We start from the raw sequence: 18971 nt of genomic DNA on the forward strand, positions 1-18971 counted from the left end.
GCAGGGAGAAATCTCCTGAGTATTTGCAGTTTGTTCTGTCCTTTCTTTGCTTGTCCAAAGAAAGAACGATACCGAATCAAGTTCGGCACAGGCTTCAAAGACTCGAAAATTTATGACAGCCAAATTTTCGCTGTAGCCTTGATGGAACTCTATGCTACTGTGGTGCCAAGCTGTTGGCACTCGTCACTGCGAGGCACGAAGCAGTCTCACGAAACAGGGGTGTGGTCTTGGGATGGCTTCGTCGTTGTACTCCTCGCTATGACGTGCGAGTAAAGCTTAATAACCCATGTCATTTCGAACCGAAGGGAGTAATCTCCTGAGCACTTGCAAGCTGCTTAATTACTGGTATTTACGTTTTGATTGTACTACTTGAATGTTGTAGCCGTTCTCATGTCCTGTGCCTTTATCTTGTTTCATGGCTACTTCTAAGAAAAGCCATTGCTTAGGGTTGGATACTTTGGGACCAAGAATTATCTTCTTAATAAATGGTTTTACGTTTTTATTTGAATTGAGATACACTTTTTTTGGTTCTGCTTCTCTGTCAATTATTAAACGGTCGTCCCCTTTAGTAGCAAATTGTATTACACGTACTTCATTCTCAAAAGCATAGTCAGCACTTTTGAAGAAAAATCTAACTTCTGATAGCAGATGATAGATGATTTTGTTTATCGCTTTGTTCTTGTTCGTTTCTTCTGTTTTGTCTTTTTGGTCAATTAGTTTCTCTAGATATTTTTTTAATTCGTCAACATAGCCTTGTAGTTCTTCGCTTTTGTTACATTCAAATTTTTTCTCCGAATTGTCACGTGTGTTATAGTATAATACTCTATACAAACATTGTGGAGGCATTATTTGTTTTTCTGGTTTATTGCCTGTAAAAATATCTGGGTTTATAGCGTCATTTTCCTTCCCTTCAAAAGGGTCGAAAAAATCTCTGGATAATACAATGCTACAGCCTGCTGCTTCATTTTTGTTAGTATCTTTTCCATAAGTACGCCACATTACAAGTTCGTCTTTATGGTCTTTTGCAGGCAGATAACTACCTATATAAATGTTGTCCTCCTCCTCTTTATTAGCATGTTCAAAACACTCTTTGATGTTCTCTCCCATGTAGTCTAATAAAACCATTCCTTCTTGAGGGTCATTCATGTATACGGCGTTATAAAATCTATGTCGACTTTTTTTGTTAGATACTATTAGGTCAGCTACATTTAGTTTTGTATAATGAGCCACGAGATTGTCTTCAATAACCTCTTCGATATTGCCTGCAGCTATTTCCCTTATCTTATCTACAACATCTTGTTTTACTTTTGCACATATTTGCATAATGATATTGCTATCAAATTCATCAACCATAGCGTCATCAAGTATTCTAACAAAAAATTGAATTCTTGTATTGCTAGTATCTCTCTCTACTGTTTCCTTTCTTAGGGCTTTTTCTTCATTAATTTTTTCAACTGCACTCTTTAGCCAGTGCTTTGCTCGTTCATAATCAGCTTTTAGTTCTATGGCCTTATTGTAATCTTCTTTAGCTTTTCGGTATTCTTTTTTATAAAAAAAGCTAATTCCTCTATTAAGGTAATACAAAGGGTTTTTTTTGTCTAACTCAATAGCTTTTGTTTGGTCTTCAATAGCTTTCTTATAGTCTTTTTTATTACCCCAAGCATTTCCTCTGTTGCCATATGCCTCAGCCAGGTTAGGATTCAGCTCAATAGCTTTATTAAAGTCCTCAATACCTTTATCATACTCCCTCTTTTCATTCCAAGCAAATCCCCTATTACAATAAGAAGAAGCAAGACTCTTATCTAACTCAATAGCTTTATTGAAGCTCTCAATAGCCTTGTCATACTCTTCTTTTTCATTCCAAGCAAATCCACGGTTATCATAAGTAGACGAATTATTAGGATCTAGTTCAATCGCTTTGTTTAAATATTCAATCGCTTTATCATATTCTTTATTTTTGTTTTGAACAATACCCTTTTTATGGTATAATTTTGCACTATTATGCTTTTCTAAAGTGGCGTCATCTAGCAGCTCAATAATATCATCATACTTCTTTTCTTCATAAAGTTGCTCAGTTAACTCAATCAACTCCTCCGTACTCATATCATTTTTATCCTTCGCCATAGGTGGGTGTATTTGTTCCTATAAAGTTGCCCATAAACCACTCCCCACGCAAGGGTGAAAACACCCATTTTAAACCCACTCCCATATCACGGTACAATGCACTATCTTTGAGGGTAGAAAAATATTAAGGCGTTATTGCTTTAGTCTCGAACTGAAAACTGGTAATTTTTAATGACACGAGATGAAGTAAGAACGCCCACGTTAAGCGTGGGCTCTCTTATTCGTGTCAAGGTATACCAGTACCCCAGTTCGGTAAGTTGAGTTCCACGTTTTTTTGGTGGTACTCGTATTAGCGTCATTCATGAGAATATGAAAACTGGTACTTATATGGCAACCATCACCACCCGCTTTGCGGGTTTCGCACACGCAGCCGAGGAGCTGTCGGCCTACGGCAAAACATTAGAGGTCTTCATCATTGCCCTGCGCACGGGCGAGGTCATCCACCACACTCCCAAAGATGCAAAGGCATTTGAGCAATGGCTACAAGAGCACCGCATCCGCGATGTAGATAAGGGGTAAGCATTGTAATTTTTTTTTGACAATGTCCTCACACATGGGGCAAATGTATCGTTATGTATAGTTGAGTAAAGTAATAGTCAGTTTGCTTCAACGGGCGTCCTGGCGGGCTCTGGGTGATAAGATGAACATCTTAATTACACAAACAAACATATTGCGTAGAGCCCCCGGACAACTGTTGAAATTTTATTGTGTCAAAAATGAATTTTAATCCCATTATAATATTTGAATGCCTTGCACGTTATCAGCATATAGAGCTACTTGGTAGTAGCAGTAAGCCCCACTGTGTGATTAGATAATCGTTTTATTAAAAGGTATTTATGTTTCGTTCTGCTTATCCATGCAGTTTAGGGCTGTTGTTGTTTTTATTGTTTGTCACAAAGGCTAAGGCACAGCAATTTATTGGTCTCGGCAATCCCGTTACTTCTATTCAGCTACTGCCTTACAATCCTGCTTATGTCAATAGTGCTGCTACGGGTATTGAGGTCAATATCATTTCAGGAAGTGTGTTGGTAGGCAACAATATGTATGGAGCCTCGCGAGGTTTGTTAGGGAAGTTGGCTAGAGAAGAAGATGTTGATGCGGTAGAGGGGGTAGACTATTTCAAAAAGAACAACAAACAAATAAAACGCTTGTGGACCAATGTAGATGTAGTAGGGCCAAGTGTTTCTTTCATGGTGAAAAAGAAATATCAGGTCGGAGTCTTCACGCGTTTTAGAACTATAGTACGTGCAGGCGGTGTTACGAGCAGTACTTTTGATACACTCGTAAGCGTGAACCTTGACGGGGCGAGACATAGTCTTACTTATAACAACACAGGCGTTGCGGCACATGCCTTTAGTGAGTATGGTGTCAGCATTGGTAAGAAGATAAAAGAGGAAGACCATTATCAATTATATGGTGGTGTGAGCTTAAAGTATCTTTCGGGGATGATGGCTATAGCGGTAAAAACACCAACGGCCACCTACGAGCGCCAGAGTGATTCTATTATTTATGCAAAGGGTACAGTCAACCTGTTCTTCACTCACGATGATCCTCAGGCTATTGCCAGTAATTTAGGAGCAGGCTCGGGATGGGGTATAGATATTGGCGCACGCTATGTGTATTACGACAAAACAGAAGCAGAGCTAGGCTGGGGGGAGAAAAGAAAATACAAATGGAGTGTTGCCGCATCTATAACTGACCTAGGGGGAATTACTTATAGAGGTGCAGATGGTAGCGGTAGTTACAATGTAAACATACAGAATAAGGGAGCCTCTGCTTTTGAATTTGAAGAATCGGAACAAAAGGTTTCCTTTTTCCTGAATGATGATTCTGTACGTACCGTCATTGCTAAAGAAAAGGATTATGATAAAGCATTGATATCTCTGCCTACAGCATTTAGGCTGAGTGGAGATTATAATGTCACGGATAAGTTCAATGTAAGTTTCAATTCGTTGATCAATCTTACTTCCAATAAATCGGATCTGTATCGCCCTGCCTATGTGGGTTATGCCAACATTACACCTCGATACGATCTGTCATCATGGTTGCGTGTGGGTATGCCCGTAACATTCACCCGACTAAGAAGTGTGGATGTAGGCACGGTCATCTATGCAGGTCCATTGTTCGTAGGGTCTACTACGGCTATTACTTCCGGTATTATCAACAAGAGCGTCAGCAATGTAGATGCCTATGCAGGGTTGGCGTTAAAGCTTTATCCAAGAGTGCGTGAGCCCAAGCAGGCAAAGTCTAAGACTAGGTATTATAGATCTTCTAAAGGACTGTTTAAACGCAGAGGTGCAAGCGATGTAGCCTGCCCGCCCAATAGTAAATGGTAGTGTCTTTATTTAAGGATAAGAACTCTAGTATTGACTATACGATTACATTTCTATTACAGTAGTTATTAGTATTGGCATGTTATTTGGTTTGTGTAAAGAAACTTATTGCCTATGTTAACACGCGCCTTATTATTGAGTTTACTTTCTCTTATTCAATTGCAAGTTTTTGCTCAAGAAGAAAAAAGCAAATCAACACCACAAGCCAGTAAGTATACATTGAAGGCAACTCTTTCTGATTTGCTATGGTCGAACACGGGAATACTTCCTATAGGTTTAGAAACTAAGGTGCATGATAAGATAGGGGTTACTGTAGAGGCAGGCATACCGTTGTTTTATAAGTTGCCAATTTTTAGAACTGAATATGCAAAGACCATTAAGTCTGATATGCGTTTTGGGCTAGATGTACGTTACTACTTTTATCAAGGTCCTCGTCATTGGGGCTATGTAGGTGTAGATGGCAACTATAGAAGGCAAAATTATCGTTATGAAAATGGTGGAGATTTTTATGGACCCTCAGGAGGGAAGACTTACTTCTCTTCTGCAGATGTTTTGAAACAGGTGTATACTTTTAACATCATATTTGGTGCACAAGTAGCTATGGGTAGCCGTTTCTTTTGGACTTTTCAAACGGGTCTAGGTGGTAAGGCGGTTAATCAGGTCTTTTATAATTTAGAGAATAAAGTTAACAATATTTATTTGGATAGGTTGACATTACCTATAGGTAGTGGAGAGGACGGTATGGAGCAAGATCTCTTTTTTAATCTTCCATGGGCTATTAGATTGTGTTATAGTTTATAAAGGAGTGTGATTGAAAATTGTTTGATGTCTAATTATGAGATTATGAGAAAAGTGAGCGTCTAGTATCACTTAAAAGAAATACTATTACAGTTCTATTACAGAAGTCGTTAGCATTGGCATATTATTTGGTTTGTTTAAAGAAACTTATTGCCTATGTTAGCCCGCACCTTATTACTAAGTTTACTTCTTTTTATTCAATTACAAGGCATTGCTCAAGAAGAACGTGAAGGTAGTATTATAAGACCTCAAGCAAGGAGGCTAACGATCAAAGCAACATTATCAGACCTGGTATGGGCAGCAGATGGAATATTGCCTATAGCTATTGAGTATAAGCCCTATGCACGGGTTGGTATTACAGGAGAGGTAGGCATCCCATTGTTTTATACTATAAGTGATGAGGGAAACTATAAAGGGAAAACTATAAAAAACGATATAAGGGTAGCCGCAGATTTAAGGTCTTATTTTTACCGAGGTAACCCCCAAGGTAAAATCTATTTACAAAATTATGTAGGCTTCCATGCATCTTACAGAGCACAAAACTATTCATTACCAAACGGTGCTAGTGTAATTGTTGGTGATGGTAGCGAAAAATGGATTGACAGTGGGGATGTATTTAAACAAGTATATAAAGCCAATATTATAATAGGGGTACAAATTCCCTTTTCTAGACGTTTATTCATGAGCCTGCAAGGGGGCTTGGGTATTAAAAATGTACGCCAAGATTTTAAAAATGAAGGGATATTATCCAGAGCCTCAACTCATACTCAAAAGTTTTTTACACCTATTAGGAATAATGAGGATAAGATATATAACAGTAGCGTGTTCTTTCTTAATCTTCCCGTAGCTATAAGGTTGTGTTATGCCTTATAATAATTGGTATGAAAAATAGCCCTGCAATACAGGGCTATAAAAAGACGGTTACTTGTTGTGTGCTAGTTGATGGTCAAGTCGCAGTCTCCATTTGGGTGGAAAACAGCAGATACGTTCAACACAGGACACCCACCATTACAAGTTGCATCTACATTTACGCAACCAGAAGTAAGTAGAGGTAGGGCACAGTTTCCTTTACTCATTTGTATATGTGTGCCAGTACAGCCACCTCCGGGAGCTTGGGGCGAGCAGAAGCCTGCTTGTCCTACCAAACCATATTCCCAGCTATAGCCTGCAGGTATAGCAGCACCTCCATTTTGTGCAGGATATAGAATAGCAGCATCGTGGGTCACTATTGTGTTTCCGGGAACAAGTGGAGATGTTGGCGTTACAGCTTGTTGAGCGCCACAAGCAGCATCTCTACAATGAAAATCTACATAAACGCTACAGGGTGTTTGGTTGTCAATTTTAAGAATTTGAGATTGTGCGCTAAAAGAGGCAAGTATGCCTACGGCAAGAGAAAAGAATAACTTTTTCATGTGTGATTGGTTTAGATTAAAGAATAAATAAATATAATATTTTTATTCTTTATGAGCTAATCGTGCATTATAGTTAATACAAGGGTAATGTAAGGAAGCGCTATGCCATTCTATAATATCCTTCCTTCTCCACCTTTTGTGGATAACTGCAAGGTTCAAGACTTATCGTTTTTCGTTATTTTGTGAGACACGCGATAGGCTAGTGCTTTTATGAAATTCTCACATCTACATAACCATACGCAGTTTTCTTTGCTCGACGGAGCATCGGCTATTCCCAAGCTTTTTGATAAAGCAATGGCAGACGATATGCCCGCTATGGCAATGACCGATCATGGTAATATGTTCGGTGCATTCCAGTTTGTAGCACAAGCTTGGAAGAACACCAAAGTAGTGGGTAAAGATGAGCATGGTAATGACATTAAAGAACCCGTAGTAAAGCCTATTGTTGGTTGTGAGTTTTATTTGGTAGAAGACAGGCACAAGCGTCAGTTTAGCCGTGGGGAGAAAGATGTGCGTTATCACCAACTACTCTTAGCAAAAAATGAGGTGGGGTATAGAAACTTGGTGAAGCTATGTTCGCTGGGTTATATGGAGGGGCTTTATGGTAAATATCCCCGTGTAGATAAGGAATTAATATTACAGTATCATGAAGGGCTTATAGCTACTACTTGCTGTTTGGCAGCTGAGGTGCCACGTACTATTTTGAGAGAAGGGGAAGAGGAAGCGGAAAAGGTATTTAAATGGTGGCTAGACCTATTTGGTGACGACTACTATGTAGAGCTGCAACGACACGAGATACCAGACCAGATAAAGGCAAATGAAGTGTTGGTCAAGTTTGCCAGAAAATACAATGTGCCTATCATAGCGTCTAACGATAGCCACTATGTAGACCAAACAGATGCCAACGCGCACGATATACTATTGTGCATCAACACAGCAGAGAAGCAAAGCACGCCAAAGATGAAAGACTTTGACGATAGCGGCGTGAAGAATAAGGATGCTCGTTTTGCTTTTTATAACGATCAGTTTTATTTCAAGAAGACAGCAGAGATGTCTGCGCTTTTTGGCGACCTGCCAGAAGCTATAGGCAATACGCAAATGATAGTGGATAAGGTAAAACCTTTGAAGCTGGAGCGAGATATATTACTGCCTAACTTCGTAGTACCCAAAGAATTCAACGAAGATCAAGATGCTTATCTAGAGCATCTTACTTGGACGGGTGCAAAAGAACGATATAAAGAAATAACCCCTGAGATAGAGGAACGACTCAACTTTGAGTTGTTTACCATACGTACTATGGGTTTTGCGGGTTACTTCCTCATTGTAGGTGACTTCATACAAGCGGGTAGAGATCTTGGTGTATTGGTAGGACCGGGTAGAGGTAGTGCTGCGGGTAGTGCAGTAGCCTATTGTATAGGTATTACCAATATTGACCCTATAAAGTATAACCTACTATTTGAGCGTTTCCTGAATCCGGAGCGTAAGAGCATGCCCGATATAGATACGGACTTTGATGATGCGGGTAGGCAGCGTGTAATAGATTACGTAGTAGATAAGTATGGTAAAAATCAAGTAGCCCACATTGTTACCTATGGTACTATGGCTGCTAAAATGAGTATAAAGGATGTAGCCCGCGTGCTGGATCTGCCATTGCAAGACAGTAATGCCTTGGCAAAGCTAGTGCCTGACCGTCCCGGTATCTCTTTAAAACGATTGCTGAATGCACCTATTGATGGTGATGGTAGCTTGAAAAGTAAAGAAGGGCTTGGTAGTGAAGAGCTGGAAGGAGTAACTAAGCTACGAGAGATACATACAACGCCTAATAACCTTCATGGTGATGTGCTACGTGAGGCGGAAAAGCTAGAAGGCTCGGTAAGAAATACGGGTATACATGCTGCGGGTATCATCATTGCCCCTAAAGATCTAACGGACTTAATACCTGTTGCAGCGAATAAGGATGTAGAACTACTTATCACTCAGTTTGACGGTAGTATCATTGAAGATGCCGGTGTTATTAAGATGGACTTTTTAGGATTAAAAACCCTAACCATCATTAAAGATGCATTGGCGCTTATTAAGCGTAACTATGATATAGATATTGATGTAGATACATTACCTCTTGATGATGAAAAGACTTTTGAGCTTTACCAAAGAGGGGAGACCAACGCAACTTTCCAGTTTGAAAGTGCGGGTATGCAGAAGTATCTGCGAGAACTAAAACCCGATAAGTTTGATGACCTTATTGCGATGAACGCCCTGTATCGTCCGGGACCTTTAGAATACATCCCTAACTTCATCAGGCGTAAGCATGGTGAGGAGGAGATCACCTACGATCTTCCTGAAATGGAAGAGTACCTCGAAGATACCTATGGTATTACTGTATATCAGGAGCAGGTGATGTTGCTCTCGCAAAAGTTGGCAGGCTTTAGTAAAGGTGATGCCGACGTCTTGCGTAAGGCAATGGGTAAGAAGAAGAAAGATGTACTGGATAAAATGAAGATCCAGTTTGTAGAAGGAGCAACAAAGAAAGGACACCCTGAAGATAAACTCAATAAAGTATGGACCGACTGGGAGGCTTTTGCACAATATGCCTTCAATAAGTCTCACTCTACCTGTTATGCTTATGTAGCTTATCATACTGCCTACCTTAAGGCACATTACCCAGCAGAGTTTATGGCTGCGGTACTCAACAACCAGAACAATATTGATAAGATAAAGTTCTACATGGAAGAGTGCCAGCGCATGGGCTTGCAGGTACTAGGTCCTGATGTGAATGAGAGTTTGAAAGGGTTCTCTGTTAGTCAGGAGAGTGTTATTCGTTTTGGGATGAATGCGATAAAAGGAGTGGGTGAAGCAGCGGTGGAAGACATTATTAAAGAGCGTGAGGAGAATGGCAAGTTCAGTACACCTTTCGATCTGGTGTCAAGGGTCAACCAAAGAACTGTTAATAAAAAATCGCTTGAAAATCTAGTTTTGGCAGGAGCATTAGACTGTTTTGAATCGTTCCATAGAGCACAATATTTTTATGCGCCTGCTACCGATCCTGTAACAGGCTTGGAGCGGATGGTGAAGTTTGGTAATCAGTTTCAGGCCAATAGTTCTATGGCAGCTAATAGTCTTTTTGGAGAAGCAACTATGCCTGAAGTAAAACCGCCTGATATACCTAGTTGTGAGGCTTGGACATTGCCTGATTTGCTTAACAGGGAAAAGGATGTAATTGGTATCTACTTAAGTGCGCATCCTTTAGATGGTTATAAGTTTGAAATGAAGCACTATGGATTTGCCAATATTAGTGATATTGATAAATTTCAAGGTAAAACAATAAGAGTGGCAGGTTTTGTGACAGATGCTGCCCATATGACCACTAAGAAAGGCAGTAAGTTTGGTAAGCTGATGCTTAACGATTATAGTGGGCATATAGAGGTAATGTTTTGGAATGATGATTATGTGCAGTACAATAACTATATAGATAATGGGCAGCAGATAATGATACAAGGTGTGTATCAGGAGCATCGTTTCAGGCCTGGTGTGATGGAGTTTAAGATACAACGAGTGATGCTGCTAGATCAAGTGCGCAAGCAAATGACCAAACGTATTCATTTGAAGGTATGGTTGGATAAATTGAATGATGAAGTGGTGGACTATTTGTCTACGAATTTGAAGGAACACCCTGGTAGTACGGAGTTGATCATGCAGGTTTTTGACAGGGCTGACGATATGTCCATCAAGTTGAAGACAGGAGGGCAGAAAATAGAAGTTAATAATGATCTAATATTATTTTTAGAGGAACATGACGATATGAAAGTGCAGCTTGAAATAGCCTAGAAATGGCATATATGTGGGTTATTTATATCGCTATCATGGCCCTCTATTGTTGCTCTAATATATTGGTCTTATTTTTGACATCTGGTAATTGATAATTCTTTTAATAATTAAATAAAAACGTAACAAATGGCAGCTGTATATACTGATGCAAATTTTGAGGAAGAAGTGCTTAAAGCAGATAAGTTATCTATGATCGATTTCTGGGCTCCTTGGTGTGGGCCATGTTTGGCGATAGGGCCATCAATTGAGGCTTTGGCTACAGAATATGAAGGTAAGATCAATGTAGGTAAGGTGAATGTAGATGAGAATCCTAACTTGTCTATCGAGTATGGTATTACAAGCATACCGGCTGTTTTGTTCATCAAAAATGGTGAGGTGGTTGATAAGGTTCCTGGTGCAGCTCCAAAAGGTGCTTACGAGAAGAAGATCCAACAACACATGTAATTCTTTGTTTTGCATAGAAAAGCCGACTTTAATAGTCGGCTTTTTGCATATAGGTACATTGAAATGACAATGAAAGTTTGAAATCGTAAGTAGATTTTACTAGTATTACCACTCTCTTAAGAAAATATAGCAACGGAATGTTACAATCATTACCTGAAATTACGGATCCTATTTATGTAAAACCGGAGTCTTATTCGGCGGTAGATAAGTTTTTCTTGAAGTATATAAAAGATGAGCGCGACCTGCCATTTGTATACCTTACGATCAAGATCACGTTGGTGCTTATTCCGTTAGCGGTGTTGTTATATCTGCCTTTTATTACAGGTTGGTTATGGTGGGTGTTGGTATTTGCTTATCATTTCTTCAACAACTTTACCTTCAAAGGGCCTTTTGGGTTGATGCTACATTGTACTAGCCATAGAGTGTTGTTTAAGAGAGAATACAATCTTTTAAACCATTACCTGCCTTGGGTAATAGCGCCATTCTTCGGACATTCTCCTGAGACCTATTACACACACCATATAGGTATGCACCATGCAGAGGGTAATATGGAGGATGATGAGAGCACAACCATGCCTTATGATAGAGATACAATAAGTGGTTTCGGGCATTATTTTGGTAAGTTTCTTTTAGTAGGTATCTACCATTTGTGCAACTACTTCTTTATGAAGAAGCGCAAGCGTTTATTAATGCGCTCTATTAGAGGAGAGTTGTTGTTCATCGCTTTTTGTGTAGGCATGAGTTTTGTGAATTTCCCAGCTACACTGGTGGTGTTTATTATACCGTTCTTCTTGTATAGACTAATAGCTATGATGGGCAACTGGGCACAGCATTCTTTTATTGATCCCGCAGACCCTGCTAATGATTACAGGAACAGTATTACCTGTATTAATACAGGGTATAACCATAAATGCTGGAATGATGGGTATCACATCAGCCATCATGAAAAACAAACATTACACTGGACAGAACATCCTGTTTACTTTAAGAAGACCTATCAGAAATATATAGACAACAATGCTATAGTTTTTGATGGCATACACTTTCTGCATGTGTTCATTTATTTGATGGGTAAGCGCTATGATCTGCTTGCCAAGCACTACGTGAATATAACAGGTAAGTATAAAACGGATGAAGAGGTAATTGAGTTCTTAAAATCCAGAACAAGGAAAGTACCTTTTAATTCAGGCAACCTAGCTACTAGCTAAAGTTTAGTCACTTTCTTCTTGGCCAAATTGTAGGCGGTAACCATTGTTGTCGTAGATAGAGAATTCTCTCATGCCATAAGGGAGGTTGCTTATAGGTTTGCAAACTTTTACGTTTTCATTGATGTCTTCCCAAAGCTCATTGATGCCGTTCACATAGATATAAAAGCTACCTGTAAAACTAGTAGTGTCAAATTCTTCATCCTTAGGTAAGGCTATCATTATTTGCACACCACCTCTGCTCAAGTGTCCCCAGCCAAGTTCTAGATCCAGATTGTCTAGTTTGAAATTTAAAACCTTAGCATAGAAGTCGGCTGTTTCTTGTAGGTCTTTTGTCCAGATAATGGGTGTTAATTCTCTTAGTCGCATACAGTTTGCTTTGTTAGCTGCAAATTACTAATTAACTGTTTATTTCTTTGTTTTTGCCTCTTGTTCATCAATAAATAATGCTTCGTATAAATATTGTTTCAGCAGGTCTGCATCTATCTCTTTTGTATTGTAGAACTTTTTTGTTGCTATTTGTTTTCTTCCTTCTTTGTTGAGATAGCCAACATCGTCGGTTATTTTCTGCCCATTACAAAACCCTAATACAACAACATTTGTCTCTTTGATGCCGCCCCATGGTACGCTTGCAGGCCATATAAAAAAGACTCTTTTGTGCTGATAGAAATAAGGAACATTGTAGGCCAGTTTTTCACGACCGTTAGGCATGCACTCATGGATTATTTTGCGGAGTACAGTTACGATCTTTAGTTCTTCTTCCGGCAGGTAATCTAGGAATTCCTCGATGTTTGCAAAAGAGACGTTTTGAAATTTGTTACCCACTATTATTCTTTGTTTAGAGATTGTAGTACAGATAATAAGAGTGCACCACTTAAGCGTTTTTTATAATCAGGGTTTATATATTCAAAAGATATCTTGCCTTCTCGGTCGGTAATGAAGATTGAAGGTACGGGAAGGTAGCCTTTATTTTTACCATCGGAGTAGGTTGCTAGTCGCTCCAATTGCCTTTCGCTAGCCTGAAAGGCTATGCCCATAGCTTTGGTCAAGCTACCATCACCGTCTGATAGTAAAGTGTACTTTAGTTCATTCTTATCAGCAGTTTTGTTGAGTTCTTCATGAGTATCTGGGCTAATGGCTATAATTCTATATCCGGTAGCAAGTATTTCTTCCTCCAGTTCGCCAAGAGCACTCAGATGTCTATTGCAATAAGGGCACCAGCCTCCACGGTAAAAGACAAGTATTGCAGGTTGCTCTTTTACCAGTTCTTGTATGTTTACAGCATTACCCTTAATGTCATTTAGTGTTATTGCAGGTATTTCAGCCCCAATTAATAGTGGACACACTTTATTAGCAGCAGGAGCTAGTTGTGCATTGGCACTGGAGAAAGAGAGTAGTGTTATCAATAACAAGAATAGTTGTTTCATAAGCCGCAATATCAATTAAAGTAAGGAGTTGACCAACTAAGCGGTTAATAAAAGCAGAAGCAACAATAAAAAAGCCCTGACGAGCAGGGCTTAATGTTTAAATATGTTGGTTGAATACTTATTCAGTACCTTCTATTGAACAGAAATGTTGCTCGATAGCGCGTCTTTCAAGATGCTTCACTTCAAGCTCATAATATTTACATGCTGCTTTAGCATTGTCCTCGTTCTCTCTGATGGTATATCTTGCTGAAGAGTTGTCTACCACTTTACCGTCATCTTTCAATACTGTCTTTATAATGCAAGAGCATGTATAGTTTTTCTTACAAGAAGAAAATGACACAAGACAAATCAGCGCAATAACGGGGATAATTAAGATTCTGTTCATGAAAATTCTATACTTTATCGAATAAAAATAGCCTTAGTATTTGAAAAAAACAAGTGTCGTACATTAAGTTGATTTAGAATCTGATAATCTACATTGCCAAATTGTTTTTACACCTAGCATAAAAACGTTAATTTCGCCATCCTTTCAGAATAAGATAATATTATGTTTGAAAATTTAAGTGAACGCCTCGAAGGTGCCTTTAAGCAGCTAAAAGGTGAAGGTCGTATATCAGAGATCAATATTGCCTCTACAGTAAAAGAGATCCGCCGTGCGCTGGTAGATGCCGATGTGAACTATAAAATAGCGAAAGATTTTACCGATAAGGTAAAAGAAAAAGCATTGGGAGAGAAGGTGTTAACAGCCGTGTCTCCGGGGCAGTTGATGGTAAAGATCGTGCAAGACCAGCTTGCCGAGCTTATGGGGGGGAGTGAAGAGGAGCTAAATCTTACTCAAAAGCCTACTGTTATACTTATAGCAGGTCTTCAAGGTTCGGGTAAAACCACTTTTAGTGGTAAGTTGGCCAATTTTCTTAAAACAAAGAAAGGGCGTAATCCATTGCTGGTAGCGGCAGACGTTTATCGTCCTGCGGCTATAGATCAGCTACATGTATTGGGAGAGCAGGTGAAAGTGCCCGTGTATAGCGAGCGTGAGAATAAAGACGTAGTATCAATAGCTAATAATGCAATAGCTGAGGCAAAGAAGAACGGGAATAGTGTTGTGATCATAGATACTGCAGGTCGTTTGGCTGTAGATGAAGCTATGATGGCCGAGGTGAAAAACATTAAGGATGCAGTGCAGCCGCAGGAGATACTATTTGTAGTAGACTCTATGACAGGTCAAGATGCTGTAAATACAGCTAAGGCATTCAACGATAGGCTGGACTTCACAGGTGTAGTGCTTACGAAGTTGGATGGTGATACACGTGGTGGTGCAGCTCTTACTATTAAATATACGGTAGAGAAGCCTATCAAGTTTGTGAGTATGGGGGAGAAACTAGATACACTAGATGTATTCTACCCCGAGCGTATGGCACAGCGTATATTGGGTATGGGAGATATTACCACCCTTGTTGAGCGTGCGCAGGAGCAGTTTGATGAAGCACAGGCTAAGAAATTAGAAAAGAAGATCAGAGCTAATAAATTTGATTTTGATGATTTTAAAGATCAGCTGAATCAGATCAAGAAGATGGGTAATATTAAAGACCTTCTAGGAATGATACCAGGTGTGGGCAAGGCCATGAAGGATATTGACATCTCGGATGATGCCTTCAAAGGGATAGAAGCTATGATCAACTCTATGACTCCATTTGAGCGAAATAATCCGGATGCTATTGATGGCAATAGACGTAAGCGTATCGCTAAAGGTTCAGGAAAAGAAGTGGCAGATGTGAATGCCTTTATGAAGCAGTTTGAGCAAATGAGGAAGATGATGGGGCAGATGAATAAAATGAAGGGTGGTATGCCGGGAATGGGTATGAGAATGCCTTTTGGTAAACGATAAGTCAGAAAAAATCAAAAGTTTGGGATTTTCTATTTATTCCATACCTTTGCAGTTTAAATTTATTTACTAACGCAAATAATTTCTATTATTTATGGCGGTTAAAATTCGTCTACAACGTCACGGCTCTAAAAAGCGCCCGTTCTACTTTATAGTAGTAGCAAACAGCACTGCCCCAAGAGATGGCAGATTCATTGAAAAATTAGGTACCTACAATCCATTGACAGTTCCTGCAACAATTCGTTTGAGCAGAGAGCGTTCATTGCATTGGTTACAAAAAGGTGCTCAACCGACGAATACTTGCCGTCGTATTTTATCATTCAAAGGAGTTTTATACCTGAAGCACTTAATGCGTGGTGTTGAGCTTAACTTGTTTGATGAGAAAACAGCTTTTGAAAAATTCGAAGCATGGAATGCTGATCACGAGAAGCTAGTTGCTGAACGTGAAGAATCTCACCGTTTGCACAAAGCTGAAAAGCGTAATGCAGCTGTTGAAGAGTCAGTAAAACGTGTTGAAGAAAAAATGGCAGCTAAAGCAGCGGCAGCAGCTCCTGCAGAAGAGGCGCCAGCTGAAGAAGCACAAACTGAAGAAGCTCCTGCAGTAGAAGCAACTACTGAAGAGCCAAAAACAGAAGAATAGTATCTTATTAGGATAAAATAATAATGTACTAAGCATATTGATAAAGAGCAACGGTAATCGTTGCTCTTTATTTGTTATTATTGCCAAGTAAATGGATAAAAACTACGAAGAAGTATATCATAATGAGGAGCTGACCAACTGGTGGTTTGTAGCCCGTAGAGATATGCTCATGAAACTTTTTGCACAATATAAGATTCCTAAAGAGGCCAAGATATTGGATATAGGATGTGCTGGTGCAGTGTTTTTATTAGAACTGAAAAAACTTGGTTATACCAATCTACATGCGCTTGACTATAGTGCAGAGGCGATAGCCCAAGCTAAAAAGAACGGACTAGAGCATGCGCATCTTATGGATGGGCATTATCCGGATTTTGAAGAAGGGGCTTTTGATGTTATTGTTGCTTCGGACTCTTTGGAGCATTTAGAAAAGGATGAAGTGGCCTTGGCCAACTGGTCGAAGGTGTTGAAGAAAGGAGGGAAGTGTTTTATCCTTGTGCCGGCGTATAATTTTTTATGGTCGGAGCACGATGATATCAATTACCACTTTAGACGATATACAACAAAAGAACTGGTTGCAAAGTCGGAAAAGGCAGGCTTCTCTATCATAAGGAATGGCTATAATTATATGTTGCTATTCATCCCTACGGCTATATTCCGTCTATTGCAAAACCTATTGGGTAAGAAAGAAAAGGATAAGCAATCAGATAAAGGACAAATATTAATACTGCCTTCCTTTGTACATAAGTTGCTTGCGGGTTTTCAGAAAATAGAAAACAGTCTGAGCCGTATCGTAAGGTTGCCTTTTGGTGTTACTGCATTTGTTGTAGCAACAAAACGTTGATTTAATAGTATTTAGCTACATTTTCGGAATGTATGTTTTATATTAGTCTCTCTTAAAAAAACATACTTACCAAATAATACAGATTGTATGGAGCAGCTTATAAAGCCGGCAACCGATGAACAGGGCTACTGGAGAAAAATATTTCTAGGTCTAGGCGTATTGATCATGGTCTTGATGCCCTTGTTGAGTAAAGACTATGGGCAGACGGGGGATGAGTGGATACAGATAGAGTACGGTAAGGAGATCTATGATTACTTCTTTAACGGAGATAAGCAAGCGCTGGATTATTCGAATAAGTCATTACAGTTTTCCAACCAGGAGTATTACGGAGGTCTATTTGATTTCACTACACATATACTACACAAGTGGTTCCCTGTTACGGATATACTCACTTTCAGGCATTTCTTTAATGCTTTGTTAGGAGCTATATTAATGTTGTTTACAGGGTTGTTGGCAAGGCGTTTGAGTGGTAGGTGGATGATTGGAGTTATAGCACTATTGTTCATGGTGTTCTCCCCGAGGATTTTTGGAGAGAGTATGAACAACCCTAAGGATATTCCATATGCTACGGGTTTTATAGTAGGTATCTATTTTTTAGTGGCCTATTTGCAAGACCTGCCGAAGAAGGCCTGGCGTAATGTGATAGGTATAGGACTTGGCTGGGGGCTTGCCTTTGGTGTGCGTGCAGCAGGTGGTATTTTGTTATTGGCATACATGGGCTTGTTTACAGTGTTATACATAGTCTTAAATAAATCATTCAAGGAGTATCTGTTTGCTGATAATAAAAAAGCACTTAAGAAAACTGTATTGCATATAGTAGTAGCAGTACTTATCGGTTATGTAATAGGTCTTGTGTTTTGGCCATGGGGCCTGCAATCGCCAATATCTAATCCGCTTGAGTCACTTTCAGGAATGACCAACCGTGCTATTGTTATCTCTGTGTTGTTTGAAGGTAAGTTTATGAAGAGTACTGCAATGCCATGGTACTATGAGTTTAAGTGGATATTTATGACCAACCCTATCATAGTATTGCTAGGTAGTGTGTTGTTTCTACCCTTGTTTTTTAAGGCTAAGAAAAAGTATGGCTTATGGGCAAGTGGCTTGGTGTTATTTGGCGCAATATTCCCGTTAGTGTATATGATATACAAAAACTCAACAGTATATGATACTTGGAGGCACGTGTTTTTTGTATATCCATTCTGGGTAGTGGGTTCTTCTCTTGCCTTCGATTTAATAAGCGACTTTATAAAAAGCAAGCAGGCTAAAAATATTGTTTTTGGGATAGCTATTGTAGGGTTATTGCCAGCAATAATATGGACCTTTAAAACGCACCCAAACCAGTACGTATACTTCAATCCTGCAGCTGGTGGAGTAGAAGGTGCTTACGGGATGTATGATCTTGATTATTATCAGAATACCAGTAAGCAAGCAGCAGACTGGATAAAAGAGCATGCTGTGAAGCCTGAAAATGCAGAGCAAATATTTGTGAGGTCTAGCATGTCTGATGTAGGAAGATATTTTAGGGATAGTCCTGATAGTAATAGAATAGCGTATGATTATGCTAGGTTTGATGACCGTCATAGGCTTGATTGGGACTACTATATTAGTAATCCTCGATACATCTCATCCTATCAGTTGGAGAATAATGTATGGCCCCCTAAAAATGCTGTACATACCATAGAGGTAGATGGTGTGCCTCTGATCGCTATCTTAAAAAGAGAAAGCAAAGCGTCGATAGAAGCTTATAAAGCTTTTGAAGCGAAAGATTACGGTTTGGCTATAAAGTACTATCAGGAGCATTTGAAGACGGACAGATCTGATGAGAATATTTTCCGTTTTTATGGTATAGCTCTTGCGTCAGTAGGTAGGGTAGATGAGGCCATTGCTGCAATTAATGAGGCATTGCGTATTGATGGGTCTAACGCAGGTTTTTATGAGTTGCTGTACTACATGTATCAGTCTAAGGGCGATAGTGCTAATGCGCAGCTTAATTATAATAAGATGAATGCTGCTATACAGGCACAAAACGGTGAGTAGTAG

Annotated in this window: 17 protein-coding genes; 11 read left to right on the forward strand and 6 right to left on the reverse strand. The window is 39.4% G+C overall.

Annotation, left to right across the window (positions count from 1 at the left end):
• Positions 1-339 precede the first annotated feature (339 nt).
• On the reverse strand, positions 340-2124 hold the full coding sequence (locus tag R2800_01670) for a tetratricopeptide repeat protein (protein MEZ5015733.1): 1785 nt from the start codon (positions 2122-2124) through the stop codon (positions 340-342).
• 327 nt (positions 2125-2451) lie between these two features.
• On the opposite strand from R2800_01670, the gene R2800_01675 reads away from it, so the two are divergent.
• The 4 genes from R2800_01675 (at position 2452) to R2800_01690 (ending at position 6128) form a co-directional block, all read left to right on the forward strand.
• Positions 2452-2643, forward strand: a complete 192-nt coding sequence (locus tag R2800_01675) for a hypothetical protein (GenBank protein MEZ5015734.1) — start codon at positions 2452-2454, stop codon at positions 2641-2643.
• A 317-nt stretch (positions 2644-2960) separates the two neighbouring features.
• The gene (locus tag R2800_01680) at positions 2961-4460 is read left to right on the forward strand and encodes a DUF5723 family protein (protein ID MEZ5015735.1); all 1500 of its coding nucleotides are present in this window, start codon (positions 2961-2963) and stop codon (positions 4458-4460) included.
• Positions 4461-4571: 111 nt separating this feature from the next.
• The gene (locus tag R2800_01685; GenBank protein ID MEZ5015736.1) at positions 4572-5258 is read left to right on the forward strand and encodes a hypothetical protein; all 687 of its coding nucleotides are present in this window, start codon (positions 4572-4574) and stop codon (positions 5256-5258) included.
• A 153-nt stretch (positions 5259-5411) separates the two neighbouring features.
• A complete protein-coding gene (locus tag R2800_01690) occupies positions 5412-6128 on the forward strand; it encodes a hypothetical protein (protein ID MEZ5015737.1) in 717 nt (238 codons plus the stop codon).
• Positions 6129-6190: 62 nt separating this feature from the next.
• Here R2800_01690 and R2800_01695 read toward each other — a convergent pair whose 3' ends face one another.
• Positions 6191-6667: a hypothetical protein gene (locus R2800_01695; GenBank protein ID MEZ5015738.1), complete on the reverse strand. Its 477-nt coding sequence runs from the start codon at positions 6665-6667 to the stop codon at positions 6191-6193.
• A gap of 210 nt (positions 6668-6877) precedes the next feature.
• Here R2800_01695 and dnaE point away from each other — a divergent pair, with 210 nt between their 5' ends.
• From dnaE to R2800_01710, 3 genes are all read left to right on the forward strand, one after another.
• Entirely contained in the window at positions 6878-10492 is a 3615-nt protein-coding gene (gene dnaE / locus R2800_01700; GenBank protein ID MEZ5015739.1) for a DNA polymerase III subunit alpha, read from the forward strand.
• Between the two features lie 126 nt (positions 10493-10618).
• Positions 10619-10936 carry a thioredoxin gene (gene trxA, locus R2800_01705; GenBank protein MEZ5015740.1) on the forward strand — a complete coding sequence of 106 codons (318 nt, stop codon included), beginning with the start codon at positions 10619-10621 and terminating at the stop codon, positions 10934-10936.
• A gap of 137 nt (positions 10937-11073) precedes the next feature.
• Positions 11074-12144 (forward strand): fatty acid desaturase, encoded by a 1071-nt coding sequence (locus R2800_01710; GenBank protein MEZ5015741.1) that lies wholly within the window; start codon positions 11074-11076, stop codon positions 12142-12144.
• Between the two features lie 3 nt (positions 12145-12147).
• On the opposite strand, the gene R2800_01715 is transcribed toward R2800_01710, so the two are convergent.
• The 4 genes from R2800_01715 to R2800_01730 all read right to left on the reverse strand — a co-directional run bounded on the left by R2800_01715 (position 12148) and on the right by R2800_01730 (position 13953).
• Complete coding sequence (locus R2800_01715) at positions 12148-12510, reverse strand: VOC family protein (GenBank protein ID MEZ5015742.1); 363 nt, start codon at positions 12508-12510, stop codon at positions 12148-12150.
• Between the two features lie 39 nt (positions 12511-12549).
• Positions 12550-12966: a DUF1801 domain-containing protein gene (locus R2800_01720; GenBank protein ID MEZ5015743.1), complete on the reverse strand. Its 417-nt coding sequence runs from the start codon at positions 12964-12966 to the stop codon at positions 12550-12552.
• A 2-nt stretch (positions 12967-12968) separates the two neighbouring features.
• Positions 12969-13568: a peroxiredoxin-like family protein gene (locus R2800_01725; GenBank protein MEZ5015744.1), complete on the reverse strand. Its 600-nt coding sequence runs from the start codon at positions 13566-13568 to the stop codon at positions 12969-12971.
• Positions 13569-13686: 118 nt separating this feature from the next.
• The gene (locus tag R2800_01730; GenBank protein MEZ5015745.1) at positions 13687-13953 is read right to left on the reverse strand and encodes a hypothetical protein; all 267 of its coding nucleotides are present in this window, start codon (positions 13951-13953) and stop codon (positions 13687-13689) included.
• A gap of 162 nt (positions 13954-14115) precedes the next feature.
• Between R2800_01730 and ffh the strand changes: the two genes are divergently transcribed.
• From ffh to R2800_01750, 4 genes are all read left to right on the forward strand, one after another.
• Positions 14116-15453 carry a signal recognition particle protein gene (gene ffh, locus R2800_01735; protein ID MEZ5015746.1) on the forward strand — a complete coding sequence of 446 codons (1338 nt, stop codon included), beginning with the start codon at positions 14116-14118 and terminating at the stop codon, positions 15451-15453.
• Between the two features lie 91 nt (positions 15454-15544).
• Positions 15545-16090 (forward strand): 30S ribosomal protein S16, encoded by a 546-nt coding sequence (gene rpsP, locus R2800_01740; protein MEZ5015747.1) that lies wholly within the window; start codon positions 15545-15547, stop codon positions 16088-16090.
• Positions 16091-16181: 91 nt separating this feature from the next.
• On the forward strand, positions 16182-16931 hold the full coding sequence (locus R2800_01745; GenBank protein MEZ5015748.1) for a class I SAM-dependent methyltransferase: 750 nt from the start codon (positions 16182-16184) through the stop codon (positions 16929-16931).
• A gap of 87 nt (positions 16932-17018) precedes the next feature.
• Positions 17019-18968 (forward strand): phospholipid carrier-dependent glycosyltransferase, encoded by a 1950-nt coding sequence (locus R2800_01750; protein MEZ5015749.1) that lies wholly within the window; start codon positions 17019-17021, stop codon positions 18966-18968.
• Positions 18969-18971: the final 3 nt, after the last annotated feature.

The organism is Flavipsychrobacter sp. (assembly GCA_041392855.1).
Taxonomy (GTDB): domain Bacteria; phylum Bacteroidota; class Bacteroidia; order Chitinophagales; family Chitinophagaceae; genus UBA5543.